This window comes from Erythrobacter sp. SG61-1L, assembly GCF_001305965.1.
GTDB lineage: Bacteria > Pseudomonadota > Alphaproteobacteria > Sphingomonadales > Sphingomonadaceae > Andeanibacterium.
In genome coordinates, this window is the sequence record NZ_JXQC01000003.1 from 441,141 (window position 1) to 464,261 (window position 23,121).

Consider the following 23,121-nt stretch of genomic DNA (forward strand, 5'->3'; position numbering starts at 1 on the left):
TTAGCCGCTTGGTTCGGCGCGCGGCCGGCTGTCCTAAGTGTGAATACGTGACAGAGATGTCGCACGAACCATGGAATCTTGCGCCTTCCAATGGTTTATGCGAGGTTAATGTCATGACTGAAGCCATCCGTAAGCTGTTCGCCGTGATGCCGTTTCTGTTCGGCATCGGTTTTATCGCGCCTCTCACGGCGCAGCTCATGGCTGCATTGGGCATCGATGGGCCGTTCGGCATGAGCCGGATCGGCTTCGGGCTGCTCTTCGGCGGGGCATGGGGGCTCTATGCCAATATCAAGGGGCGTTGGCTGTGAGGGGGCTTGAGGCTGTGAAAGGGCTGGGGCTGTGACTGACGGACCGGTGAAGGAAGGCGGCCTGATCGAGGCCGAGGTGATCGAGACCGAAGAGATCGGGCGTAACTCGATCGAGGTTCCCGGCATCATCCCGGCCGAAGACGGCCCGGTAATCGGCCTGGCGGGCGACGATACGCTCGACAAGCACCTGCGCCGCGAGTTGATGAAGGAAGAGCGGGCGATTGCCATGCAATTCCACGGCGGGGCGACCTGGGTCTATGCCGCGCTGACCGTCACCTGCTTCGCGATCTGGGTCAGCTTGTTCCCACTGGCGATCTTCGGCTATCTCGGCCCGGTCGGCCTCACGCTGGGCTTCGTCTTCTCTACTTTCTGCGCGGCCTATGGCTTCATTCCCAGCCATGAGGCGATGCATTCGAACATCTATCCGCGCGGGCACAAGCTCTATTGGGTCAACGAACTGACCGGGCATCTTTCCACGATCCCGATTGCACTGGGCTTCGGCGTGGCGCGGCTCACCCATATGGAGCACCACAAATACACCAACGATCCGCAGCTCGATCCGGATTACACCGATGGCGCGCCGAATTGGTGGAAGGCCATCCTCAAGACATGGTGGAACCGCCAGCCGGGCGTTGAAGGCTCGGTCATGCGCTACAAGAAGATGATGGTGGACATGGACACGCCTGCCTCGCGCAAGGCCGCCATGCAAACCACGATTCTTCAGCTGGTTATGCTGGGAACCTTCTTCGGCATGGCATGGAGCGGCCATGCGATTGAAGTGGCGGTGCTGTGGTGGCTACCGCGTCAGGTCGGCCTTTCATGGATCCGTTACTGGCTCAGCTGGGCGCCGCATCACCCGCAGGAACGCGGCCGTTACAAGAACACCAAGATCTTCAAGGCGAAGCTGGGTTACTGGGCTTCCATGGCAATGGAATACCACCTGATCCATCACCTCTATCCGGGCATTCCCAACCACCGCCAGAAGGAAGCCTATCACGCGATGAAGGATGTGCTGCGCCGTCAGGGCGTGGACGTCAGCGCGCACTGATCCGGTTGATTTGTCTGCGGGGCTGAATGCCCCGCAGCAGAACAGGCGCATCAGCCGTGCTGGTATCCCAGATCGTCGGCTTCGCTCAGTGGAGTGCCATCCAGCAGCAGCGGGGCATGTTCCGGCAGCAGCACAGTGCCGATTCGGTGCGCGGGGACAGGCAATGGAGTGGTTTCCGGAGCAGTGAACAGCAGTTCGTAATCGTCCCCCCAGCGCAGGGCATCCAGAAGGCGGCCTGAAGGGCAGCCTAGCGGCACTGACGCGCCTGCAAGCGACATTGAGACAGCACTTGCGCGGGCCATGCGGCAGGCATCCAGCAACAGCCCGTCCGAAACGTCCATCATTGCCGTGGCATAGGGCGCGAGTGCCTGCCCTTCTGCAAGACGGGCCATGGGGCGGCGAAAGGCTGCACTGTCTCCTTCCAACCCATCGCGCAGCGCCTCGAACCCCATCATCGCCGCGCCGACCGGCCCGGTGATGTAGATCGCATCGCCCGGTTGTGCGCCGGATCGGGAGGGAACGGGGGTGAAGGTGGCCTTGCCCACTGCGGTCAGCCCGTCGGCACGGGGTGGGCCGCCGGAAGTGGTGTCGCCGCCCAGCAGGGGGACGCCGTAATGGCTCAGCACATCTTCCAGCCCACGCAGGAAATCGCCGTCACCGGGGCCGAGCATGTGGCCCAGTAGCACGCCAATTGGCTCCGCGCCTTTCGCGGCAAGGTCGGACAGGTTGGTGGCGACGAGCTTCCATGCCACATCGTCCATGTCCGCGCCCGGCAGATAGTGGATGCCTTCCACCAGCATGTCATGGGTCAGGATCAGGGTTTCGCTGCCCAGCGGCAGCACGGCGCAATCGTCGTTCAGTCCGCGCGCGGCGGGATGAGTGGCGAGAGCGCGCAGCCGCTCGATAAAGGCCAGTTCGCGTGTCATGTGGTTGCCATCCGGGGGGCGCAGCCGTTAGGCAGGAAGCCTGCCCGCAATCGAGGAAATGCCCCAGCCATGATGCGTCTCGCCAAAATCTTCCTGTCCGTTGCCGCGCCTGTCGCCGGGCTTGCGGCAGCTTCGCCCGCACTCGCGTGGGGGCCTATTGGACATCGGGTAAGCGCCGAGATTGCGGAGCGCAACATCAGCGGCAAGGCTCGCGCGGAAATCGCCGGAATTCTGGGCGCTGAAACTCTGGCCGATGCTTCCACCTGGCCGGATGACGAACGGTCCAATCCCGATCCCTTCTGGCAGACCGAAGCATCGCCCTGGCATTACGTGACGCTGCCTGAAGGCAAGCATGCCACGGAACTGCTTCATCCGGACGAAGGTGATGCAGCGACGGCGCTGGAACACTTCGCTGCCGTTCTGAAGGACAAGCAGGCCAGCCGCGAGGACAGGCAGCGCGCATTGCGCTTCATCGTCCATATCGTGGCAGACCTGCATCAGCCGTTGCATGCCGGGAACGGCAGTGACCGGGGCGGCAACTGGTTCAACGTGCTGTGGTTCGACGAGCCGCAGAACCTGCACTGGGTCTGGGACGAGGGGCTGATCCTCAAGCGCCAGCTGAGCTACAGTGAATATGCAGACCGGCTGGAACGCCAGATGACGCCCGCCGAAGTCACTATGTGGTGGAACAGCGATCCTGCCCTTTGGATCGACGAAAGCACGGCCCTGCGCGACCGGATCTATCCGCCCAAGGGCGGCGATCTGGGCGAGGGGACGCGGGAATCTCCCGTCACCCTCTCATGGCAATATCAGTGGCAATGGACGCCTGCGATGGAGCAGCGGCTGGAACAGTCAGGCATCCGCCTTGCAGCCTATCTGGATAATCTGCTGGGCGGCGAATGAGCCGGGCTTAGCTGCGTACAGCCTTGGCCACGCCGTCCAGCACGCCATTCACGAACTTCGCCTCGCGCGCGTCGAAGAAGGCGTGGGCCACGTCCACATATTCGCTGATCGCGCTGCCGATCGGCACATCTTTCCGGGCCAGCAATTCATAGGTGCCTGCGCGAAGGATCTGCAGCATGGTCTTGTCCAGCCGCTCCAGCTTCCAGCCTTCGGCGAGGCGGGATTCGACCAGACCGTCAATCTCGTCCTGTCGGGCGATCACGCCGGAAACGATATCGTCGAAGAAGGCGACTTCGGCATCGACCAGTTCGTCTTCGTCATCGTCCTGCGCGCGGCCCAGCCGGTGCTGGTGAAATTCATCGAGCAGACGGGGCAGGGCGACTTCTTCCATCTCGCGCTGATACAGCGCCTGGACGGCGGCCAGTCGCGCAGCGGAACGGGATTGGGAACGCGCGCTCATTTCAGTCTCAATTCCACAGATTTTGCGTGGGCCGGAAGGCCCTCCATTTGGGCCAGCCGTACGGCGGCAGGGCCGATCTTCGCCAGAGCTGCATCGTCCAGCGAAATGAAGCTGGTGCGCTTCATGAAATCCAGCACCGACAGGCCGGAAGAAAAGCGGGCGCGCCGCCCGGTGGGCAGCACGTGGTTCGGCCCGGCGACATAATCGCCCACCGCTTCCGGCGTCATCCGGCCGAGGAACACGCTGCCTGCGTGGCGAATGCCCGCAAACAGGCCTTCCGGATCGTCCACGGCCAGTTCGACATGCTCTGCGGCCAAGGCATTGGCAAGGCGCGGGGCCTCCGCCAGATCGGCCACTTCCACGATCAAGCCATGCGCGGCCCAGCTGGCCTGCGCGGTCTTCTTCGTGGAGAGCATCGCGCTCTGCACGTCCACCCGGTCCGCCACCTGATCGGCGAAGGTCGGATCGTCCGTGATGAGGATCGATTGCGCGGCGGGATCGTGTTCGGCCTGGCTCAGCAAATCGGCAGCGATCCAGTCCGGATCGTTCTTGCCATCCGCGATCACGAGGATTTCGGACGGGCCAGCCACCATGTCGATGCCGACCACGCCGTAAAGCTGGCGCTTGGCTTCAGCGACCCAGGCATTGCCCGGCCCGGTGACGACGTCGACCGGCTTGATGCGCTTGGTGCCATAGGCCAGCGCGCCAATGGCCTGTGCGCCGCCCACCGGCCAGATTTCGTCCACCCCGGCAAGATGTGCGGCGGCCAGAACCAGTTCGTTGATCTCACCCTTGGGTGTGGGGGTGCAGACCACCAGCCGCCCGACCCCGGCAACCTTGGCGGGGATGGCATTCATCAGCAGGGATGACGGGTAGGAGGCCCGCCCGCCCGGCACATAAAGCCCGGCTGCATCGACAGGAAACCACTTGGCGCCCAGGCGCACGCCGGCGGCGTCCGTATAGTCGCGATCCTGCGGCAATTGCGCTTCGTGATAGGCGCGGATGCGCGATGCGGCGAGTTCCAGCGCTTCGCGCAGATCGCCGTCCAGCGCGTCGAACGCGGCCTTGCAGGTCTCGGGCGCAATCCGCCATTCGTCTTCGGGCAGGGCGAAATCGTCAAAGCGCCGGGTATATTCCGCCAGCGCCTCGTCGCCGCGCGCGCGCACTTCGTTGAGGATGGTGGCGACCGATTGCGCCACGTCACCGCCGCTTTCGCGCCGGTCGGCCACGATGCGGGCAAATTTCCGCTCAAAATCCGGGTCGGAAGTCTTGAGGCGGATCATCAGCGGCGGCCCTCTGCCACGGCGCGGAATGCTTCCACCAGTTCGCCAAGGCGGGCGTCGGTCTTCATCGCGGCGCGGTTGACGATCAGCCGGGCCGAGACGGGCAGGATAGAGGTGGTTTCCACCAGTCCATTTTCCTTCAGCGTGCGGCCGGTGGACACAAGGTCCACGATGCGCTGCGACAGGCCAAGGCTGGGGGCGAGTTCCATCGCGCCGTTCAGCTTCACGCATTCAGCCTGAATGCCCTGCTGTTCGAAGAAGCGGCTGGTGAGGTTGGGATATTTGGTGGCCACGCGCAGGTGGCTGATCTTGCCCAGCGGCTCCAGCCCGGAATCCACCGGTTCCGCCACCGAAAGGCGGCAATGGCCGATGTCGAGATCGACCGGCGCGTAGAGATCGGGATAGTCGAATTCCTCGACCACATCGGAACCGACAATGCCCGCCTGGGCCGCGCCATGAGCGACGAAAGTGGCGACATCGAACGCGCGCACGCGGATGATCCGCATGTCAGTGGCTTCGCAGGCGAAGCTGAGGGCGCGGTTGTCCTTGTCGTTGAACGCGGCTTCGGGCACGACGCCGGCGCGTGCCATCACGGGCAGTGCTTCCTCCAGGATGCGGCCCTTGGGAACGGCAAAGGTAAGCGGTTTCGACATGGCGCGGGCCTTAGGGACACAGCGCGGAAAGGGCAATGGAAATGGCGGAAGCGGGTTCGGCGGAAAATGCGGTCATGGCAATCGCCAATCTCGAACAGGCGCTGCAATGGCAGGCCGATCACACCGCCCGCGCCAATGCCCCGTGCACCAGCCGCGTGATCGCGGCGGAGCGTGCCGTGATCCACACCGACACCGAAGTTGCCCGGCGGATGAACAACTGGCCGGGCCTGACGCTGGAGGATGCGATGCCGCTGCGCATCGCGGGCGGGTTCCACAATCTCTACCTGACGGGCGACGCGCCTGAACTGGGGCCGGTCTATGTGGGCGAACTGACCGATCAGGCCGAGATCGACCGCATCGTCTGCGCGCTGGTGGAGAAGTTCGACGCCCGGCTCGCGCCGTGGCTGGACGGGCCGCCGCAGACTAATGAGGCCGGGCGGGCCAACAGCCTGATGGCGGGTCTGTTGTGGCTGGCCGGCAAGCTTGGCCCGAAATTCGAACTGAATGAGATCGGATCGAGCGCGGGCGTCAATACGATGATGGAACGCTATCATTTCGATCTGGGCGGCGTGACGGTGGGGCCGGAGGCCTCGCCCATGCAGCTTAAGCCCGAATGGCGCGGGCCGCCGCCGCCCGCCTCGCCAGTGGAGATCCTCTCCATCCGTGGGTCCGACATCGCGCCGGTGGACCTGTCCAATCCGGCCAAAGCCCTGCGCCTCAAATCCTATGTCTGGCCCGATGCGACCGAGCGCATGGCGCGGATCGATGCGGCGATTGCGCTGGCAGCGCAGCAGAAGCCCGATCTGGTGCGGATGGACGCAGGCGATTTCGTGGCGGACATGCTTGCCCGGCCGCAGCAGGAGGGCGTTACCCGCGTGCTCTATCACTCGGTGATGTGGCAATATCTGCCGCATGAAACCCGCGCCGCGATCACGGCGGCGATGGAGGAGGCTGGCGGTAACGCAACGGCCGCACGCCCGCTTGCATGGGTGCGGCTGGAAACCAACCGCAAGACCTTTGCTCATGAGTTGAACGTGAAATACTGGCCCGGCAGCGGCCAGGAATGGACGCTGCTGTCGCAGGCTCACCCGCATGGTGCGTGGGTGGAGTGGTTCGGGAAGGATTAGTCCGGCTTGCCGCCGAAGCGTTCTTCCCGTTTGGCCTCGGCCCGGACGGCAGCCCGCTGGAGATAGCGGCCGACAGGCCCAAGCCGGTGGCCAAACCGTTCCACCCAGCCGCCGTGGAAGCTGGTCCATTCCCAGATGACGACAAGGGCGAAGATCGCCACGGACAGCCATCCGAAGATCAGGGCGGGCGGCTCCAGCAGCATTCCCAGCAGGGCCAGCCCGGCAAGGGCAATCAGGCCGAAGCGGTGCGACATGGGGAAGTTGCGGAACGGATTGGCGAAGCGTTTGAACAGGCCCACGCCCAGAATGTAGATCGCCCCGCCGCCGCAAAGCGAAAGGACAAGTGCCGGTTCCGTATGGCCGTGCGGATGGGCCAGCAGCAACTCGTCGGCCACGGCCGTGCCGATGATGCCCAGCACGATGGGCATGTGCAGATAGGTATAGGCGCTGCGGGCGATCCGTCCGGGTTCGTGGTGATGCTCGATCAGTTCGGCGCCGCGCTTCGCCCCGACATCGAAATAGATCCACCACATCAGGACAGAGCCGGTGAAGGCGGCGAGGAAGGCCGAGCTGTTGAGGAATGTGAGGGCATTGCCGGCGTATGTCGCGCCGGTCACGATGATCCCTTCGCCCAGCGCGATGATGATGAACAGGGCGCAGCGTTCCGCCATGTGGCCGCCGGAAATGCGCCAGTCGCTGGGCATCACGCTGCCGCCGAAGGGCAGGCGGTATCCGGTGCTCGGCCCCGAATATTCGATGGCCAGTGCAGCCAGCCAGCAGGCCAGGCGGACTTCCGTGTGCTGCGACAAGGCGCCTGCGATCCAGAGGCATCCACTCAGAACGAAGTAGAGGACGATCCGCTGCATCGTCCGCGCGGCCTCGTGGTTGTTGCGGCGCATGACGATGGCGACGAAGGCGGATCGCCCGATCTGGATGGCCAGATAGGCGCAGGCGAAGATCAGGCCGTGTTCGGCAAAGGCCTTGGGAATGGAAACGGCCATCACCAGGCTGGCCAGCATGGTCAGCAACAGGGTGATGCGCACCTGAACCCGTTCGGGATCGAGCCAGTTCGCGGCCCATGTCGTGTAGACCCAAGCCCACCAGATCGCCGCGAAGATTACCAGCGCCTCGACCACAGCCGCCGCGCCGTGATGGGCGAGCAGGAAGTGGGAAATCTGGGTGATGGCGAAGACATAGACGAGATCGAAGAACAGCTCGAGAAAGCTGACCCGGACCTCGCCATCGGCCGGATTGCGCAGCAGCGAGCTAGGCAGTGGCGGCATTTTCGGTTCGGCCAAGGAAATCCTCCATTGCCGCGATCACTGCAGCCGGACGTTCCCATTGCACGAAATGACCGCAGCCGGAAACGCGCTCGATAGTGAGGTTCTCGGCAAGGTCTTCAAGCCCATCCAGATTGCAGGGCGGCAGGGCCAGATCGTCCAGTGCCCAGATCACCAGCGTGGGGATGGTGAGCTTCGGCATGGGCGGTGGCGTCCAGTCTGTGGGCAGGGCATAGGGCGCGTCTTCGGCGGGGACTTCGACGGCAGAGGCGCGATACCAGTTGAGCATGCCGAAACAGGCATCGCGATCCTGCCAGCTGGCCAGCATGAAATCCCGCTCTTCCGGTTCCAGCGCGGCGGAGGGCTGCCAGCGCAGCGCCTTGACCAGCAGGGCGGCAAGGCCGTGCTGGCGCACCAGATCGTCATTCGCCGGATCGCGAAAGGCACGCATATACTGGCTGGCGCGGCGCTGGACTGGGTCGGTGTAAAGCAGACGCTGGAACAGCGCCGCATGGGGCGCATTGGCGATCACGGCGCGCGTCACCCGGCCGCTGGCCTGACCGATCATCGCAATGGGCCAACTGATCGCGCCGCCCCAATCATGGCCGACGATGGTGAAGCTTTCGACGCCGAGCGCGTCGGCCAGCTGGAAGATATCCGCGATCAGCCTGTCCGCACTATAGCTGGCCACGTCCTGCGGCTTGGACGATCCGCCATAGCCGCGCTGGTCGGGCGCAATGCAGCGATAGCGCGCGCTGAAATGGCGGATCTGGTGGCGCCAGCTGCGGTGGCTTTCGGGAAAGCCATGCAGGAAGATCAGGGCGGGGGCATCGCGCGGGCCGCTGTCCCACACGGCCAGTTCGATGCCGGTAGCAAGCGTGACGGCGGAAAGTTCATCCCCCGTCACGGCCTTACTCGCTGCGGGTCAGCGGCTGTTCGGGCAGGGGGATGAACTCCACCTCGTCACCCGGAACCTTGGGGAAGCGGCCTTCCTTCCAGTCGCGCTTGGCCTGCTCGATCCGGTCCCTGCGGGAACTGACGAAATTCCACCAGACATGGCGCCTGGTGCTGAAGGCTTCGCCGCCCAGCAGCATCACCCGGCCGCCGGTGCGGGAATCCAGCACCATTTCCGCGCCGGGGCGCAGCACTGCCAGTTCATAGAGCTTGAGCGGCTTGCCATCCAAAGTCGCCTCGCCGCCCACCAGCATCACCGCGCGTTCGTCCGCATCGGCTTCGATGGGGATCGCGCCGCTGGGGCCCAGCAGGATTTCGGCATAGATGGTTTCGGCATAGGTCGTGGTGGGTGCCTTTTCGCCCCACAGCTCGCCCATGATCACGCGGGCGGTAACGCATTGATCCTCGATCAGTGGTAACTCGCTGACAGATTCGAAGGCAGGCGCGATCTCTTCCTTGCCATCGGGCAGGGCGAGCCAGGTCTGCATGCCATAGAGGCGCGGCCCGGCTTCGCGTTCGGCACCCGGGCTGCGTTCGGAATGGACGATGCCGCTGCCCGCAGTCATCAGGTTTACCTGACCGGGGCGGATGATCGAATGGCTGCCCAGGCTGTCGCGATGTTCGATCGCACCGGCATATTCGCCGCCGAACAGCCAGGTGACAGTCGCCAGATTGATATGGGGATGCGGGCGCACGTCCATTGCCCGGCCGATATCGAGCTGGGCCGGGCCGAACTGGTCCACGAAGATGAAGGGGCCGACCATCCGGCGTTCCTTCGCGGGCAGCACGCGGCGAACCTCGAAATCGCCCAGATCGTGGGAGATCGGCGTAATGGTGTCGATCACATTCATGGGGTGTCCTCGGGTGCAGTGGCCTTGATGGCAAGGGCATGGACGCGTTCGCCCGGAATGTCACCCAACGCCCGGTTAACCATGCGCTGGCGTTCTACGCGGGATTTGCCGGCGAAGGCGGCACTTTCGATCACCACGGTGAAGTGCGATTCGCCGCTGCCATCGTCACCCGCGTGGCCGTGATGGCGGGCCGAATCATTGATGACTTCCAGCTTCAGCGGGCTGAATGCCGCCTGCAGCAAGTCTTCCATTTCGCGCTGTAGGGGGCCGGCCATGAATTCTCCTGTGCTGGATTTCGTCTGTGAAAGGGGGTTCCCTTATAGGCGATGAATGCCCATCCTAAAGATGTGAAGGATACGAAGCACGACAGGTTCAAGGGGCGGTACGAAGCACAGGGGCGCCAGTGCGAGGCGCCGGGATGCGAAGATTCAGGAGAATTTCGCGCGCCGGGTTCGCGCCCTTCGGGGTTTGACGGGCCGGGGCAATGGCGCTGGTTCTGCCTGGATCACGTCCGCGAATTCAACGCCGGTTATGACTGGTTCGACGGGATGAGCGCCGAGGAAATCCTTGAAGCGCAGCATCCCGTGGCGGGCTGGCGGCGGGAAAGCCGTGCCTTTCGCCCGGATGGCGGGGTGGGGGCAGCGCCGCGCTGGGCCGATTTCGACGATCCGCTGGAAGCCATCGGCGCGCGGGCGGCGGATATTCGCCGGCGGGCTGCCGGGCGGTATTCCGAAGATCAAGCCAGAGCACGTTTCAGCCCGCGCGAGCGCGAGGCGTTGGGCGTGATGGGGCTGGAACCGGATACGGACCGTTCGGGCCTGCGCAAACGCTATTCCCAGCTGGTCAGGAAGTATCACCCCGATCGCAATGGCGGTGATCGCAGCCAGGAAGCGCGGCTGGGCAGGGTGGTGGAAGCCTATCAGATATTGAGGAAGTCGAGCGCTCTGGCGTGACGTTGCTCATCTCGGCGGCTTGGATGACAGGAATGGGGAGGAAAACGCACACTCACCTTTCAGGCTCAGAATGTGAGAAGTCATCTTCGAAGACCTGGCTGGCTGGCACATTGAATGGCAATCAAGCTGAGTGCAGCTATGCAATCCCAAGCCAACTCAATGCAAACAGGATCACTGGAATTCCAATCCCCCAAATCAAAAATCCGGCCAGAATTCCGCCAAATGCATCCTTGCCCTTTTGCTTATACCCCTGCGCCAAAAGAGACAGCGCCAGGGGAATGGATAAGATTAGAACGGGGCCAATTGCGGCAAAGAAAATCCAAGCTGGGTGACTTAACGCAATTTTAGGGCGGCCGTCTTCCTCACTTTGCAGTCCTTCATGATTGCGTCGGACCTCTGACAGGACTGCAGAATCGACTTCTCTGGCGGCTAATTCCCTACGTGCTGCCGCTATGACATCCAGTTCAAATCCATCCGCTGGTCTGGACTCAGCGATGGCGACCAAATCTTCCAGACGCGCACTCGACATGCGCATTTCCAGTTCATCCCCCATGGCCGCCCCCTCCATTACTTCAGTATATCTCGCTATATTCACTCGCTAATTCGATTAGATCAATGACTGCATTGTCGTCGTATCCGGAATGGCTGCTTTTAGGCCGAAATTCTGAAAAGCAGTCAGGGAAGCTTACGCTGAAATTTGCCCATGCCGCCTGGTCCTCTCCTTTTCAGGGGAAGAGATTGGTGGTCATGCGTAACATGGCGGCACCATCCCGCTGCGACTAACGCCCGCGATGCGGACGCAAGTCTCGCGCCCCTCCCTTGACGAGGAGGGGTTAGGCAGGCGTCAGCCCTTGGCCATCCGCTGTTCGATCTGGGCGTTATCGATTGCCTTGGCAGCCCGATAGGCATCGCGCGCGCGGCAGCGTTCGGCATAGGCCATGAAGGCCGGGGTTTCCGGGAAAGTCTTGAACTGAAGGCCCCAGTCTACCTGACTGCCGACATAGACATCCGCCATGGTGAAGCGATCGCCGCAGACGAAATCTCGCCCGGCCAGATGGGTATCCAGCATGCCCAGAGCCACATCGATATCGCCCCAGCCGACGCTGATGCGGGCGCGGTCGTCCTTCGGTTCATAGCCGTAATGGCGAGCCGTGACGCCCTGTTCGATCGGGCCGGCAGCGAAGAACAGCCAGCGGTAATAATCCGCGCGCTCCGCCGCCGTTGGCGCAAGATCGCCTGATGCCAGATAGGCGCAGATCGCGGCGGCTTCGGAAATCGTCCGGTCACCATCCGGGGCGTGGTGGATAATAGTGGGCACCTTGCCCAGCGGGTTCACCGCGAGGAGTTTGGCAGGCTTGGGATGCCATTCCACCGTCACTTCGTCATAGCTTGCCCCGGCCTCGTGCAAGGCCCAGCGACCGATCTGCCCGCGAGACATCGGATTGGTGAAGAATGTGAAGTCTGCCATGCCGATTCTCCGGTCGATTGCTTGGAACATAAATGGAACAAACGCAAAAAAGTCAATCCGTCTCGCATAGTTCCTTCAGCTGTTCGGCCACTGCGCTCCAGCCTTGAGTGAAGCCCATTTCCTCGTGTTTCCGGCGTGCTTCCTCGCTCCAGTGCTTGGCGCGGGCGGTGTAGCGCGTGCCGTCGCCTTCCGGTTCGATTTCCCAGAAGCCGACCATGAAAGGCCCGGCCGGATCGAAATCCTCAGCAGTGAAGGCATCGGTGGTGACGAAGCGGCGGCCTTCCTCCCAGGCAAGGAAGATGCCTTCATTGGGCATGACTTCGCCGTTCGGGCCATACATGGTCATGGCGCAGCGTCCGCCTGCGCGGCGATCCTGATGATCGACCTCGACGCGCCAGGGCTTGGGGCACCACCATTCCTCCATGCGGTTGGTGAGCACGTCCCACACCTTTTCCGGCGGGGCGGCGATGAAGCAGGTTACTTTCAGTTCGTGGGACATGCGGTTTTCCTCTCTCGATCCATTCAATCCCGGTCCGGCGCGCCGGGCGGGAACCACGGGCGGAACGGGCGCGCATCTTCGACGCAGCGGCTGACTTCCGGCAGGGCGAGCAATTCGGCGCGAAATGCGGCAAGGCGCGGGGCCTCGGCGGGGATCGGCTCAACCCAGTCGGCATAGAAAAGCGATGGCGCGGCCGCACAGGTCACGAGCGAGACATGGGCGGGCATGGCGTTGCGCTCCAGCCAGCGTTCCAGCCAGCGATAGGCGCGGCGCAGACCCTGCTTGCCGGTCTCGATCTGTGCCGGATCGGGCGCCTGCATGTCGGCCAGATAGGCATTCACTACAAGCTGGGCGCTGCCCATCACGTAATTGTCGAACACCCGGTCAAGCATGCGTGCCGTGGCGGCTTCGGCCGGGTCGGCAGGGATCAGGCTGGAACCCGGATATTTCAGCGCCAGATGCTCTACGATGGCAGTCGCCTCGATCACTGTGGCATTGCCATCCACCAGCACCGGGAACTTGCCTGCGGGATGGGACTGCGCAACGAAATCACTGTGGTCCGGATTGTCCGGCCCCACTTCGCGGAATTCGAATTCGGCCCCGGTGGCATAAAGCGGGATCAGCCCTTTCCACGTGTAGGAGGAGAATGGGTGGCCGTAGAGTGCGAGCATAGCGGTCAGCCTTCGATGGCGGCTTCGATGGCCGCGATGTCGATCTTGCGCATACCCATCATGGCCTGAAAGGCGCGGACACGGGCAGCTTCGTCAGGGTGGGAGAGGGCGTCCATCAGCATGCGCGGGGTGATCTGCCAGGAGACGCCCCACTTGTCCTTGCACCAACCGCACATGCTTTCTGTGCCGCCATTGCCGACGATGGCATTCCACAGCCGGTCGGTCTCTTCCTGCGTGTCAGTGGGGATCTGGAAGGAAAAGGCTTCCGACTGCGGGAAGACTGGCCCGCCATTGAGACCGAGGCAGGAAATTCCGCCCACGGTGAATTCCACCATCAGCACGTCGCCCGCCTTGGTGGAGGGATTATCGACCGAGGCGCGGTGAACCTTGCCGAGCGATCCGCCCGGCATTGTCCGGGCATAGAAGCCAGCGGCCTCTTCAGCGGTCTGGTCGAACCACAGGCAGACATAGGCTTGCGTGGTCATCATGCCGCTCCCTTGCGTGGGCCGACAAAGGCGACCGCGGCGCCCGCCGGGTCGCGGGCCATGAAGATGAAATCGCCGGAAGGAACCTGATGGATGTCCTGCGTCGCCGTGCCGCCATTGGCCTGCGCCGCCTTTCTGGCAGTATCGATATCCTCCACGCCGAAGAACAGCAGCCAGGCGGGTGAAGCCCCCTCGGCGATCATCGGGTTGATCGCCCCGATCTGCTGGCCTTCGCATTCGATGAAGCGATAATCGCCCGCCGCACCCATCGGCATCGTCTGGTCTGTCTTCCAGTCGAACAGGGCAGTGTAGAAGGCATTGGCGGCGGGGGCATCGGTGGTGTCGAGCTGCATCCAGCGGCAATGGCCGGGCTTCGCGGCATCGAACACGTCGCTCTTCGCATCGGGCATTCCGGGCGGCGGGACGGGGTTCATGATGTAGAATGGCGCGCCCTGCGGGTCGGACAACATGGCCATGCGCCCGGTGCCGGGGATGGTCTGGTCCATCCAGAGCTGCCCGCCGAGGGCCTTGGCCTGCAGCAGCGCCGCGTCAATGTCAGGGCAATGGAAATAGGGCAGCCAGCCCGCCATTGCGCCGCCTTCGATCATTGCCGGGGTCAGCGTCAGTGCGCCGCCTGCATTGCCGCCATCCGGGCGCCCGATCATGCGATATTCCGCGCCATTGGGCATCATCGTGCCCTCGGCGGGAATGTCGAGACCGGCAGTGGCGCGATAAAAGGGGCCAATTGCCGCAGCATCCGGCGTCATCAGCTCATACCAGATCGGGAATCCGGCCATCATTCGCTCCTCAGGTTAACCAGCGGCTCGAACGAGCCGAAGATCATGCGGCGCCCGTCGAAGGGAACATCCGTCATCGCCTTGAAGCGTTCATCCTCGTGGACCCGTTCATGTGCGGCATCGGCAGTCGCCTTGTCGGGCCAGACGATCCAGGAGAAGACGATCTTCTCCCCTTCCTCGGCCATCACCGCCTTGCGGAAATCGGTGCGCTTGCCTTCGGGAACGTCTTTCTCCCAGCCTTCGACCACCTGTAGGGCGCCGAATTCGATCATTGCCCGGTCGAACCATTCGGCCATTTCCAGAAAGGCCTGCTTCTTCGCTTCGGGCACGGGGATCACATAGCCATCGATATGCATGGGTCAGGCTCCTTTCGCAGTGAAGGGAAACAGGGCGCGCAGGGCAGGCAGGCGCAGCCACAGCCCGCCCCACATGAACAGGCTGAGGTAGATTCCGAACAATGTATGGCTGAACAGCGGGCTGCCGACGCGGATATGCGTGGCCATCGCCCCGCCGATCAGTGCGGTCATCAGCACAGCACCGAGCACGCTGGTACGCGGGAAGAGGTAGAGCAGCAGGAAGGCAAGCTCGAACCCGCCGATCATAAGGGCAGAGCCTGGTTGCCAGCCCAGACCGGCCAGTGTTTGCGTGGCCGCATCCATGCCCAGCAATTTGGGCGTGATCGATGCGCCGAGCATGAACAGCGCGAACAGCCCTGTCAGAACCCAGCCTGCGACGGTCATCTGTCTTGCGGTCATTGCGTTTCCTCCCCCGAGTGCAGCTTCAGCCCGCGCTGTCGCCCATCGCAGCCATATCCATCCAGAAGACTTCCCAGACATGGCCATCGGGATCGGCGAAGCTGCGGGAGAACATGAAGCCATGGTCCTGTTTCGGATTGACGTCGGCCGTGCCGCCTTGCGCACCCGAAAGGTCGACAATGCGGTTCACTTCATCGGTGCTGTCAAAATTGATCGCCAGCATCACTTCGCTCGCGCCTTCGGCCGGGAAGGGGCGCTGAGTGAATTTGCGCCAGTGGCCATGGGTGAGCAGCATCACGAAGATCGCATCGGACCAGACCATGCAGGCCGCGTTCTCGTCAGTGAATTGCGGATTGTTGGTAAAGCCCAGCGATTCATAGAACGCCATGGATTTGGGCAGGTCCGTGACCGGCAGGTTTACGAAAATCATCTTGCTCATGTCCGCATCTCTCCCCGTTGCGAATCGCGCTTGCAGATTCATCACCTCTCGAGTTACTAAAAGCAACCATGAAGTTACAAAAAGAAACCAATTCGTCGCAAGAGGGGCACGGCAAGTGGTATGGCGATGCCTGCGGCACGGCCTTTGCGCTGGAACTGGTGGGCGAACGCTGGTCGCTGCTGATCGTGCGCGAATTGCTGCTTGGCGGGCGGCGTTTCAGCGATCTGCGCCGCGTATTGCCTGGCATCAGCGCAAAGGTGCTAACCGAGCGGCTGGCCGGGCTGGAAGCTGCGGGTGTGCTGGTGAAGCGCCAATTGCCGCCTCCTGCAACCGCTCAAGTCTATGAATTGACGGAATGGGGATACAAGGCAGAACCCGCTATCCAGGAGCTGGGCCGCTGGGCGGCGCAATCGGTATTGCACGATCCGCGCCTGCCCTTGTCGGCGGTGTCGCTGATGATCTCGATGCGCACCATGCTGGACAAGGAAGGTAGCAAGGCTTTCGACGCCACCATTGGCTTCGATGTGGCGGGGGAGACGTTTCTTGCGGTGCTGAAGGATGGACAATTGCCGATCCGCCGCGCCGATCCCTCAGGCGCGCAGGCCATCTTTCGGGCGCCGGATGCGATGGCCGTGGCCGCTTTGCTCTATGCTAAGGTTCCGCTGGAAGCCTTGGAGGCAGAGGCCGGGCTGGTGGTGGAGGGCGACCGGGAACTGGCGCTGCGTTACGCCGCGCTGTTCGAATTGCCGCCGAAAATCGGGGTGCCTGCTCAATAATTCGTTCTTGGTCAGTCGTTCGTCATTGCGAGGCGCCGAAGCAATCCAGCGTGTTGCACGCAAGCCCCAGGATTGCTTCGCTTCGCTCGCAATGACGAAGGATAGGCCGGATCAGCCGCCCAGCGAGGCGAATACGGCTGCTTCCTGCTCGGCTGCGGCCTGCCATGCATGGCGGGCGCAGACCCGGTCATACCAGTCCACCATGGCGGGATGGCGCGAATTGTCGAGCTGCCAGCCGGTATAGCCCAGCGTCTTGATCGCGCTGGCGACGGCAATGTCGCCCACCGAGAATTCGCCGGCCAGCCAGCCGCCATTGCCCAGCACGCCTTCGAGATAGTCGAGCGGCTTGAGGGTCGCTTCTTCCGCAGCCACTGCCGCGGCTTCATCGCCTTCCTTCCCGAAGATCTTGGGATAGAGGAAACGGTTGACCACGATAGGCGCGCCGGCCGGGATCAGGATCGTATCGGCCACTTCATCGAACCACACGGCCTTACCGCGAGTCTGTGGGTCGGCTGGAAGCAGTGGTGCGTCCGGATATTTGGCATCCAGATAGGCGACGATGGCTGTCGAATCGGCCAGCCGGAAATCGCCGTCCTGGATTGCCGGAATCTTGCGGAACGGGCTTGCCTGCAGAAACGCCTCGTCAGGCTGGTTAGGGTTGGACGGGATCAGTTCCGCGTCGATTCCCTTCTCCTTTGTGGCCACCAGCACCTTGCGGACGAAGGGCGAGAGGGGAAATCCGAAAATCTTCATGAAAGCACTCTCCCGTGAGGCCGAATCTGGCCATTTGCGGGGATTGCTTGTTGCAGCGGCGCGCGCGCGCGTCTAGTCGAACCGGCGCGATGAACGAGATGACGAACAAGCACTCAGAGCCCACCGGAACCACCCGCCTTGCTGAGCCGGATACGGTTGTCAGCGTACGCGAAGTTTTCGGGATCGATACGGACATGACCTGCCCCGCCTTCAGTGTGGCGGATGAGCGCGTGCCCGATCGTGACGACACCTATGTGTTCGATCCGGATACCACTCTCGCGATCCTTGCGGGCTTTGCCTATAACCGCCGCGTGATGGTGCAGGGCTACCACGGCACCGGTAAGTCGACGCATATCGAGCAGGTTGCAGCCCGCCTCAACTGGCCTTGCATCCGCATCAACCTTGACGCGCATATCAGCCGTATCGACCTGATCGGCCGCGATGCGATCGTGCTGCGCGATGGCCTGCAGGTTACCGAATTCCGCGAAGGCCTGCTGCCCTGGGCGCTGCAGCACCCTGTGGCTCTGGTGTTCGACGAATATGACGCAGGCCGGCCAGACGTGATGTTCGTGATCCAGCGCGTGCTGGAAACCGAAGGCAAGCTGACGCTGCTTGACCAGAACCGCGTCATCCGCCCGAATCCCAATTTCCGCCTGTTCGCCACAGCGAACACGGTGGGCCTCGGCGATACCAGCGGGCTTTATCACGGCACGCAGGCGATCAATCAGGGCCAGATGGACCGCTGGAACATCGTGGTGGCGCTGAATTATCTGCCGGAAGCGACCGAACTGGAAATCGTCTCGGCCAAGAATCCGGACATGGACAAGGACGTGATCGCAAAGATGATCCGTGTGGCGGGGCTTACCCGTCAAGGCTTCATCAACGGCGACATCTCCACCGTGATGAGCCCGCGTACGGTCATCACCTGGGCGCAAAATGCCGCCATCTTCAACGATGTCGGCTTCGCCTTCCGTCTCAGCTTCCTCAACAAGTGCGACGAGGCGGAGCGGATGCTGGTGGCCGAATATTACCAGCGCGTCTTCGGCGAGGACCTGCCGGAAAGCGTGGTGGGCAAGGCGTAAGCCTGCCCGCCGCAGCCGGCTGAGGGCATTCGTGCAAAGCCTCTCGCCAAGGCTGTGTTGTTTCGCTAATACAGCGTCCTGATGGACCTGCTTTCCCGTAAGCCGGGCGTGAAGCGACGTTGGTGGCGCTGGCCCTGGTCGCGTGATACGCGGCCGGTGCAACATATCTATTACGAGGAAATGCCGCATTCCCCGCTCTACGGAGCGGATGCGGATGATGACGATTTCGCTCCCGGTGCACTGGGCACGGGCGGGATTCCGCTTGGCGGCGAACCCGCTCCGCAAAATAAGCCGCGCACCCGCTGGTGGTGGATCAGGCGGGGCATTGCTGCCTTTTTCATCCTGTTCCTGCTGATGATCGGCTGGCTGATGGTGACGGCGCCCCTGTCCAAGTCGCTCCAGCCCATCGCACCGCCCGAACTGACCCTGCTGGCGGCCGACGGTACGCCGATTGCCCGCAATGGCGCGGTGGTGGACAAGCCGGTGAAGGTGGCGGACCTGCCGCCGCATGTGACGCAGGCCTTCATCGCCATTGAGGACCGGCGTTTTTACGATCACTGGGGAGTCGATCCGCGCGGCATTGCCCGCGCGGCGTGGAGCAACCTCACCACGGGGCGCACGCAGGGCGGCAGCACGATCACTCAGCAGCTCGCCAAGTTCACCTTCCTGACGCCAGAACAGAACCTGACCCGCAAGGCGCGCGAGGCACTGATCGCCTTCTGGCTGGAAGCTTGGCTGACCAAGGACGAGATCCTGGAGCGCTATCTGTCCAATGCCTATTTCGGCGACAATGTGTATGGCTTGCGGGCGGCGTCCCTCCATTACTTCTACCGCCAGCCGGAAAAGCTGAAGCCTGAACAGGCCGCCATGCTGGCCGGGCTGCTGCAGGCACCTTCGCGCTATGCGCCCACCAAGAACTACAAGCTGGCGGAAGAACGCATGCGGGTGGTGCTGCAGACGATGGTGGAGGTTGGCTATCTGACGCAGGCAGAGGCGAAGGCCATGCGCTCCCCACGTCTGGATGTGCGTGACGGGGGCGATGATCTGCCCACCGGCACCTATTTCGCCGACTGGGCACTGCCGGAGGCGCGCAAGCTGACCGAGGCGGGCTATGGTGGGCAGACGATCACCACCACGCTTGATTCCCGCCTGCAGGCCGCCGCGCGGCGTGCCGTAAGCCGGGCCGGGTTGGGCAAGGCGCAGGTGGCGCTGGTGGCGATGCGTCCCAATGGCGAAGTCGTCGCCATGATCGGCGGCAAGGATTACGAGGATTCGCCCTTTAACCGCGCCACGCAGGCGCGGCGGCAGCCCGGTTCCACCTTCAAGCTGTTCGTCTATCTTGCCGCATTGCGCGATGGCATGTCGCCCGACGATACGATCGATAATTCTGCCTTCGAGACAGGCTCCTACCGCCCGGCCAATGCCAGCGGCAGCTATTCGGACAGTATAACGCTGAAGGATGCCTTTGCCCGGTCCAGCAATGTCGCTGCCGTGCGCCTGTTCGGGCAGGTCGGGGGCGAGAAAGTGATCGAGACGGCGCGCGATCTGGGCGTCACTTCACCGCTGGCTGAAGGCGATCCCAGCCTTGCGCTGGGCACTTCCAGCATGACCCTGCTTGAACTGACGTCCGCCTATGCAGGCGTGGCGGGCAATGCCTTCCCGGTGAAGCCGCGCGCGGTGAAGGCGGAAGAGGCAGGCTGGTTCGACTGGCTATGGAATTCGCAGCAGAGCCTCTCCTCTCGTGAGCATGAGGGGATCGAGGAATTGCTGCGTGCGGCCGTCAATCGGGGCACCGGGCGTGCGGCGATGCTGAACGTGCCAAACTTCGGCAAGACCGGCACAAGCCAGGATAATCGCGACGCGCTGTTCGTGGGCTATGCCGGCGATCTGGTGGTGGGCGTGTGGGTCGGCAATGACGACAATACGCCGCTGGCCGGGGTGCATGGCGGCGGCTTGCCCGCGCGCATCTGGAAGGATTTCATGAGCCAGGCCCTCGGTCCGAAGGCGGTGCCGGCAAGGCAGAGGGAAACACCGCAGCCCGATCCGTCCGGTCCGATCCAGCCGCTCGACGTGCCGGATGCCGCCGATATTCCCATCGGCAATGACGGCACGAACCTGCGGGTGCAGGAAGGTGAGGCTGTGCTGTCCACTCAGGTCGGTGGTACGCCGGTGGACGTGCGGCTCAACAATAATGGGCTGACTGTGGTTCCGGGCGCGGGGCCGCCGCGAAGCTCACCATCACCTTCGCCCACGTCTTAGCGGACAGGGCCTAGTCCTCGCCGGGATAGAAGGCGCGCACGAAATAAAGGCCGTCCGGCGGTGCATTGAGGCCCAGCGCCTTGCGTTCTCGCGCGGCGAGGGCTTCCGCCACCTGATCCTCGGTCCACTGGCCAAGGCCGACCAGCGCCAGCGTGCCGACCATGGAACGGACCTGATGGTGCAGGAAACTGCGCGCGGCAGCCTCGATCAGCACCAGATCGCCCTCGCGGCGCACAGCCAGCCGGTCGAGCGTCTTCACCGGGTCTTTCGCCTGGCAATGGACCGAGCGGAAGGTGGTGAAATCATGCCTGCCCACCAGATGCTGCGCAGCCCGGTGCATGGCTTCTGCATCCAGCGGACGGCTGACATGCCAGGCGCGGTTCTTTTCCAGCGTCAGCGGCGCGCGGCGATTGACGATGCGATAGAGATAGGACCGGCCGATGCAGGAAAAGCGGGCGTGCCAGTCATCCGGCACCACTTCGCAGCCGGTCACGGCCACCGGGGCAGGGCGCATCAGCGCATTGAGCGCTTCCATCAGGCGGAAGGGCGAAAAGGGTTTCTCGATGTCCACATGGCTGCGCATGGCCAGCGCATGCACGCCCGCATCGGTGCGGCCGGAGGAATGGAGGATGGCCGTCTCGCCAGTGACGGCATGTACGGCCTCTTCCACCGTCTGCTGCACGCTGGGGCCGTGGGCCTGCCGCTGCAGCCCCATGAAGGGCGTGCCGTCGAATTCGATGGTGAGGGCGTAGCGCGTCATCGGGGTTGGCCTTGGCCTCGCACAACACTCACGCCAGTTTCGTCCCGGCAGGGATGGGGTAGCCGCGCAGAAGATCGGCATAATCCATCACGGGCTTGCCAGCGCGCTGTACAATGATCGGGCGAATGGCACCATTCCCGCAGCCGATGGCCAGTTGGTCGTCCAGCACAAGGCTGGGCTCGCTCGGGAAGTCGACAGATAGGTCTTCCGGGCGGGATTGAATGTCGGCGCGCAGCACTTTCACCCGTTCCCCATTCACTTCGAACCATGCGCCGGGCGCGGGGGCGAAGGCGCGGACCTGCCGTTCGACCTGCAAGGCGCCCTGTGTGAAGTTGATCCGCGTTTCCGCCTTGTCGATCTTGGCAGCATAAGTGGCTAGGGCACCGTCCTGCTCTTCAGGCACATAGGCCGGAAGGTCGGCCAGCACTTCCGCCATCAGCCGCGCGCCGCTCTCGGCCATTTCGGCAGTCAGTTCGCCGGTCGTCTTGCGGTCGACCGGGGTGCTGACCTTTGCCAGCATCGGCCCGGTATCCAGCCCGGCGGCCATGCGCATGATGGTGACGCCCGTTTCCTCATCCCCGGCCAGAATCGCGCGCTGCACCGGTGCGGCGCCGCGCCAGCGGGGCAGGAGGGAAGCGTGGATGTTCAGGCAGCCATGTTTCGGCATGTCCAGCACCACTTGCGGCAGGATCAGGCCATAGGCCGCCACTACGGCAACCTCGGCATCCAGAGCCGCGAAATCGGCCTGCACCTGCGCGTCTTTCAGCGAGACAGGATGGCGCACTTCCACGCCCAGCACCTCGGCGGCCTTGTGGACCGGAGTGGGCGTAAGTTCCTTGCCGCGCCTGCCGCCGGGGCGCGGCGGCTGGGTATAGGCGGCAACGATCTGGTGCCCTGCGCCATGCAGCGCCTTGAGGGCAGGGACGGCGAAGTCCGGCGTTCCCATGAAAATGATGCGCATAGCGGGCTATCGTGGCCTTCCTATCGAGAGCGGCAAGCCCTATCTCCGGGGCCATGGCATCGCAAGAGATCGAGGCACTCAGCGCTGCCCTGGCACGCCTGCCGGGGCTTGGCCCGCGTTCCGCGCGGCGGGCAGTGCTGTGGCTGGTCAAGCGGAGGGAAACCGCGCTGGTCCAGTTGCTCGATGCCCTTTCCACCGTGCGGGAAACGCTGGTGGAATGCGACACCTGCGGCAATGTCGACACGCAGAACCCTTGCGGCATCTGCGCCGATCCGCGCCGCGATGCGCGCCAGCTCTGCGTGGTGGAGGATGTGGCAGACCTCTGGGCGCTGGACCGGGCGCGGCTGTTCACCGGCAAATATCACGTGCTGGGCGGCCGCCTTTCCGCGCTGGACGGTGTGCGCCCGGAAGATCTGACTATCGCCAAGCTGATCGCGCGGGTCGAGGCAGGCGGGATCGACGAAGTGGTGCTGGCGATGAATGCCACGCTGGAAGGGCAGACCACTGCCCATTACATCGCGGAGCGGCTTGAAGGTTTCCCGGTGCGCATCACTCAGCTTGCCCATGGCCTGCCGGTGGGCGGGGAGCTGGATTATCTGGACGAGGGAACGCTGGCGCAGGCCCTGCGCGCAAGGCGGCCGGTTGGCTGACGGGCGGAGCGCTCGCTGCC

General features: G+C 63.5%; 29 protein-coding genes. 9 read left to right on the plus strand and 20 right to left on the minus strand.

Features of this window, described 5'->3' with window-relative positions; genetic code table 11:
• Positions 1-113 precede the first annotated feature (113 nt).
• Positions 114-308, plus strand: a complete 195-nt coding sequence (locus tag SZ64_RS02250; RefSeq protein ID WP_054529341.1) for a hypothetical protein — start codon at positions 114-116, stop codon at positions 306-308.
• Positions 309-339: 31 nt separating this feature from the next.
• Positions 340-1,356, plus strand: coding sequence for a fatty acid desaturase (locus SZ64_RS02255; protein WP_156313433.1), 1,017 nt, complete (start codon positions 340-342; stop codon positions 1,354-1,356).
• Positions 1,357-1,406: 50 nt separating this feature from the next.
• On the opposite strand, the gene thiL is transcribed toward SZ64_RS02255, so the two are convergent.
• Entirely contained in the window at positions 1,407-2,282 is an 876-nt protein-coding gene (thiL, locus tag SZ64_RS02260) for a thiamine-phosphate kinase (protein WP_054529342.1), read from the minus strand.
• Positions 2,283-2,351: 69 nt separating this feature from the next.
• Here thiL and SZ64_RS02265 point away from each other — a divergent pair, with 69 nt between their 5' ends.
• Positions 2,352-3,185: a S1/P1 nuclease gene (locus tag SZ64_RS02265; RefSeq protein WP_241772965.1), complete on the plus strand. Its 834-nt coding sequence runs from the start codon at positions 2,352-2,354 to the stop codon at positions 3,183-3,185.
• Positions 3,186-3,192: 7 nt separating this feature from the next.
• Here the strand turns inward: SZ64_RS02265 and nusB are convergent, their stop codons facing one another.
• Genes nusB through hisG form a run of 3 tightly spaced genes read right to left on the minus strand, consistent with a single transcriptional unit; the run spans position 3,193 to position 5,581 of the window.
• Positions 3,193-3,645: a transcription antitermination factor NusB gene (gene nusB / locus SZ64_RS02270; RefSeq protein ID WP_054529343.1), complete on the minus strand. Its 453-nt coding sequence runs from the start codon at positions 3,643-3,645 to the stop codon at positions 3,193-3,195.
• Positions 3,642-4,928, minus strand: coding sequence for a histidinol dehydrogenase (gene hisD / locus SZ64_RS02275; protein ID WP_054529344.1), 1,287 nt, complete (start codon positions 4,926-4,928; stop codon positions 3,642-3,644). The genes nusB and hisD overlap by 4 nt, the downstream gene beginning before the upstream one ends.
• Positions 4,928-5,581, minus strand: coding sequence for an ATP phosphoribosyltransferase (gene hisG, locus SZ64_RS02280; protein ID WP_054529345.1), 654 nt, complete (start codon positions 5,579-5,581; stop codon positions 4,928-4,930). The genes hisD and hisG overlap by 1 nt, the downstream gene beginning before the upstream one ends.
• A gap of 35 nt (positions 5,582-5,616) precedes the next feature.
• Between hisG and SZ64_RS02285 the strand changes: the two genes are divergently transcribed.
• Positions 5,617-6,708 (plus strand): DUF2332 domain-containing protein, encoded by a 1,092-nt coding sequence (locus SZ64_RS02285; protein WP_347230249.1) that lies wholly within the window; start codon positions 5,617-5,619, stop codon positions 6,706-6,708.
• Here SZ64_RS02285 and SZ64_RS02290 read toward each other — a convergent pair.
• The 4 genes from SZ64_RS02290 to SZ64_RS02305 are packed head-to-tail and all read right to left on the minus strand — an operon-like array spanning position 6,705 to position 10,068.
• Positions 6,705-8,006 (minus strand): low temperature requirement protein A, encoded by a 1,302-nt coding sequence (locus SZ64_RS02290; protein ID WP_162225064.1) that lies wholly within the window; start codon positions 8,004-8,006, stop codon positions 6,705-6,707. The genes SZ64_RS02285 and SZ64_RS02290 overlap by 4 nt on opposite strands.
• Positions 7,975-8,895 (minus strand): alpha/beta hydrolase, encoded by a 921-nt coding sequence (locus SZ64_RS02295; RefSeq protein WP_054529347.1) that lies wholly within the window; start codon positions 8,893-8,895, stop codon positions 7,975-7,977. Before SZ64_RS02295 ends, SZ64_RS02290 begins: the two co-directional genes overlap by 32 nt.
• A gap of 4 nt (positions 8,896-8,899) precedes the next feature.
• On the minus strand, positions 8,900-9,793 hold the full coding sequence (locus SZ64_RS02300) for a pirin family protein (protein ID WP_054529348.1): 894 nt from the start codon (positions 9,791-9,793) through the stop codon (positions 8,900-8,902).
• Positions 9,790-10,068 carry a BolA family protein gene (locus SZ64_RS02305; protein ID WP_054529349.1) on the minus strand — a complete coding sequence of 93 codons (279 nt, stop codon included), beginning with the start codon at positions 10,066-10,068 and terminating at the stop codon, positions 9,790-9,792. The genes SZ64_RS02300 and SZ64_RS02305 overlap by 4 nt, the downstream gene beginning before the upstream one ends.
• Before the next feature lie 51 nt (positions 10,069-10,119).
• Here SZ64_RS02305 and SZ64_RS02310 point away from each other — a divergent pair, with 51 nt between their 5' ends.
• A complete protein-coding gene (locus SZ64_RS02310) occupies positions 10,120-10,746 on the plus strand; it encodes a J domain-containing protein (RefSeq protein WP_054529350.1) in 627 nt (208 codons plus the stop codon).
• Between the two features lie 136 nt (positions 10,747-10,882).
• On the opposite strand, the gene SZ64_RS02315 is transcribed toward SZ64_RS02310, so the two are convergent.
• From SZ64_RS02315 to SZ64_RS02355, 9 genes are all read right to left on the minus strand, one after another.
• A complete protein-coding gene (locus SZ64_RS02315; protein WP_156313435.1) occupies positions 10,883-11,299 on the minus strand; it encodes a hypothetical protein in 417 nt (138 codons plus the stop codon).
• Between the two features lie 291 nt (positions 11,300-11,590).
• Positions 11,591-12,214 (minus strand): glutathione S-transferase family protein, encoded by a 624-nt coding sequence (locus tag SZ64_RS02320; protein ID WP_054529352.1) that lies wholly within the window; start codon positions 12,212-12,214, stop codon positions 11,591-11,593.
• A gap of 52 nt (positions 12,215-12,266) precedes the next feature.
• The gene (locus tag SZ64_RS02325) at positions 12,267-12,713 is read right to left on the minus strand and encodes an SRPBCC family protein (protein ID WP_054529353.1); all 447 of its coding nucleotides are present in this window, start codon (positions 12,711-12,713) and stop codon (positions 12,267-12,269) included.
• A gap of 23 nt (positions 12,714-12,736) precedes the next feature.
• Positions 12,737-13,384 (minus strand): glutathione S-transferase family protein, encoded by a 648-nt coding sequence (locus tag SZ64_RS02330; RefSeq protein ID WP_054529354.1) that lies wholly within the window; start codon positions 13,382-13,384, stop codon positions 12,737-12,739.
• 5 nt (positions 13,385-13,389) lie between these two features.
• Positions 13,390-13,872, minus strand: coding sequence for a VOC family protein (locus SZ64_RS02335; RefSeq protein ID WP_347230250.1), 483 nt, complete (start codon positions 13,870-13,872; stop codon positions 13,390-13,392).
• Positions 13,869-14,669 (minus strand): VOC family protein, encoded by an 801-nt coding sequence (locus SZ64_RS02340; RefSeq protein WP_082384406.1) that lies wholly within the window; start codon positions 14,667-14,669, stop codon positions 13,869-13,871. The genes SZ64_RS02335 and SZ64_RS02340 overlap by 4 nt, the downstream gene beginning before the upstream one ends.
• Positions 14,666-15,022 (minus strand): DUF1428 domain-containing protein, encoded by a 357-nt coding sequence (locus tag SZ64_RS02345; RefSeq protein ID WP_054529356.1) that lies wholly within the window; start codon positions 15,020-15,022, stop codon positions 14,666-14,668. The genes SZ64_RS02340 and SZ64_RS02345 overlap by 4 nt, the downstream gene beginning before the upstream one ends.
• A 3-nt stretch (positions 15,023-15,025) precedes the next feature.
• A complete protein-coding gene (locus SZ64_RS02350; protein ID WP_054529357.1) occupies positions 15,026-15,421 on the minus strand; it encodes a DoxX family protein in 396 nt (131 codons plus the stop codon).
• Positions 15,422-15,446: 25 nt separating this feature from the next.
• Entirely contained in the window at positions 15,447-15,860 is a 414-nt protein-coding gene (locus SZ64_RS02355; protein WP_054529358.1) for a VOC family protein, read from the minus strand.
• 68 nt (positions 15,861-15,928) lie between these two features.
• Here SZ64_RS02355 and SZ64_RS02360 point away from each other — a divergent pair, with 68 nt between their 5' ends.
• A complete protein-coding gene (locus tag SZ64_RS02360) occupies positions 15,929-16,636 on the plus strand; it encodes a helix-turn-helix domain-containing protein (RefSeq protein ID WP_054529359.1) in 708 nt (235 codons plus the stop codon).
• Between the two features lie 111 nt (positions 16,637-16,747).
• On the opposite strand, the gene SZ64_RS02365 is transcribed toward SZ64_RS02360, so the two are convergent.
• Positions 16,748-17,389, minus strand: a complete 642-nt coding sequence (locus SZ64_RS02365) for a glutathione S-transferase family protein (protein ID WP_054529360.1) — start codon at positions 17,387-17,389, stop codon at positions 16,748-16,750.
• Between the two features lie 89 nt (positions 17,390-17,478).
• On the opposite strand from SZ64_RS02365, the gene cobS reads away from it, so the two are divergent.
• Positions 17,479-18,471 (plus strand): cobaltochelatase subunit CobS, encoded by a 993-nt coding sequence (gene cobS / locus SZ64_RS02370; RefSeq protein ID WP_054529361.1) that lies wholly within the window; start codon positions 17,479-17,481, stop codon positions 18,469-18,471.
• A gap of 81 nt (positions 18,472-18,552) precedes the next feature.
• Positions 18,553-20,730, plus strand: a complete 2,178-nt coding sequence (locus tag SZ64_RS02375; protein WP_241772966.1) for a transglycosylase domain-containing protein — start codon at positions 18,553-18,555, stop codon at positions 20,728-20,730.
• A 10-nt stretch (positions 20,731-20,740) separates the two neighbouring features.
• Here SZ64_RS02375 and truA read toward each other — a convergent pair whose 3' ends face one another.
• Both truA and fmt read right to left on the minus strand, forming a co-directional pair.
• Entirely contained in the window at positions 20,741-21,490 is a 750-nt protein-coding gene (truA, locus tag SZ64_RS02380) for a tRNA pseudouridine(38-40) synthase TruA (protein ID WP_054529362.1), read from the minus strand.
• A gap of 28 nt (positions 21,491-21,518) precedes the next feature.
• A complete protein-coding gene (gene fmt, locus SZ64_RS02385) occupies positions 21,519-22,451 on the minus strand; it encodes a methionyl-tRNA formyltransferase (RefSeq protein ID WP_054529363.1) in 933 nt (310 codons plus the stop codon).
• 53 nt (positions 22,452-22,504) lie between these two features.
• Here fmt and recR point away from each other — a divergent pair, with 53 nt between their 5' ends.
• Positions 22,505-23,101: a recombination mediator RecR gene (recR, locus tag SZ64_RS02390; RefSeq protein WP_054529364.1), complete on the plus strand. Its 597-nt coding sequence runs from the start codon at positions 22,505-22,507 to the stop codon at positions 23,099-23,101.
• Positions 23,102-23,121 lie beyond the last annotated feature (20 nt).

Coding starts and splice junctions, on each gene's coding strand:
- SZ64_RS02250 (WP_054529341.1), top strand. CDS start 114: ATGACTGAAGCCATCCGTAAGCTGTTCGCCGTGATGCCGTTTCTGTTC.
- thiL (WP_054529342.1), bottom strand. CDS start 2,282: ATGACACGCGAACTGGCCTTTATCGAGCGGCTGCGCGCTCTCGCCACT.
- SZ64_RS02265 (WP_241772965.1), top strand. CDS start 2,352: ATGATGCGTCTCGCCAAAATCTTCCTGTCCGTTGCCGCGCCTGTCGCC.
- nusB (WP_054529343.1), bottom strand. CDS start 3,645: ATGAGCGCGCGTTCCCAATCCCGTTCCGCTGCGCGACTGGCCGCCGTC.
- hisD (WP_054529344.1), bottom strand. CDS start 4,928: ATGATCCGCCTCAAGACTTCCGACCCGGATTTTGAGCGGAAATTTGCC.
- hisG (WP_054529345.1), bottom strand. CDS start 5,581: ATGTCGAAACCGCTTACCTTTGCCGTTCCCAAGGGCCGCATCCTGGAG.
- SZ64_RS02285 (WP_347230249.1), top strand. CDS start 5,617: ATGGAAATGGCGGAAGCGGGTTCGGCGGAAAATGCGGTCATGGCAATC.
- SZ64_RS02300 (WP_054529348.1), bottom strand. CDS start 9,793: ATGAATGTGATCGACACCATTACGCCGATCTCCCACGATCTGGGCGAT.
- SZ64_RS02305 (WP_054529349.1), bottom strand. CDS start 10,068: ATGGCCGGCCCCCTACAGCGCGAAATGGAAGACTTGCTGCAGGCGGCA.
- SZ64_RS02310 (WP_054529350.1), top strand. CDS start 10,120: ATGAATGCCCATCCTAAAGATGTGAAGGATACGAAGCACGACAGGTTC.
- SZ64_RS02315 (WP_156313435.1), bottom strand. CDS start 11,299: ATGGGGGATGAACTGGAAATGCGCATGTCGAGTGCGCGTCTGGAAGAT.
- SZ64_RS02320 (WP_054529352.1), bottom strand. CDS start 12,214: ATGGCAGACTTCACATTCTTCACCAATCCGATGTCTCGCGGGCAGATC.
- SZ64_RS02325 (WP_054529353.1), bottom strand. CDS start 12,713: ATGTCCCACGAACTGAAAGTAACCTGCTTCATCGCCGCCCCGCCGGAA.
- SZ64_RS02330 (WP_054529354.1), bottom strand. CDS start 13,384: ATGCTCGCACTCTACGGCCACCCATTCTCCTCCTACACGTGGAAAGGG.
- SZ64_RS02335 (WP_347230250.1), bottom strand. CDS start 13,872: ATGATGACCACGCAAGCCTATGTCTGCCTGTGGTTCGACCAGACCGCT.
- SZ64_RS02340 (WP_082384406.1), bottom strand. CDS start 14,669: ATGATGGCCGGATTCCCGATCTGGTATGAGCTGATGACGCCGGATGCT.
- SZ64_RS02345 (WP_054529356.1), bottom strand. CDS start 15,022: ATGCATATCGATGGCTATGTGATCCCCGTGCCCGAAGCGAAGAAGCAG.
- SZ64_RS02350 (WP_054529357.1), bottom strand. CDS start 15,421: ATGACCGCAAGACAGATGACCGTCGCAGGCTGGGTTCTGACAGGGCTG.
- SZ64_RS02355 (WP_054529358.1), bottom strand. CDS start 15,860: ATGAGCAAGATGATTTTCGTAAACCTGCCGGTCACGGACCTGCCCAAA.
- SZ64_RS02360 (WP_054529359.1), top strand. CDS start 15,929: ATGAAGTTACAAAAAGAAACCAATTCGTCGCAAGAGGGGCACGGCAAG.
- SZ64_RS02365 (WP_054529360.1), bottom strand. CDS start 17,389: ATGAAGATTTTCGGATTTCCCCTCTCGCCCTTCGTCCGCAAGGTGCTG.
- cobS (WP_054529361.1), top strand. CDS start 17,479: ATGAACGAGATGACGAACAAGCACTCAGAGCCCACCGGAACCACCCGC.
- SZ64_RS02375 (WP_241772966.1), top strand. CDS start 18,553: ATGGACCTGCTTTCCCGTAAGCCGGGCGTGAAGCGACGTTGGTGGCGC.
- truA (WP_054529362.1), bottom strand. CDS start 21,490: ATGACGCGCTACGCCCTCACCATCGAATTCGACGGCACGCCCTTCATG.
- fmt (WP_054529363.1), bottom strand. CDS start 22,451: ATGCGCATCATTTTCATGGGAACGCCGGACTTCGCCGTCCCTGCCCTC.
- recR (WP_054529364.1), top strand. CDS start 22,505: ATGGCATCGCAAGAGATCGAGGCACTCAGCGCTGCCCTGGCACGCCTG.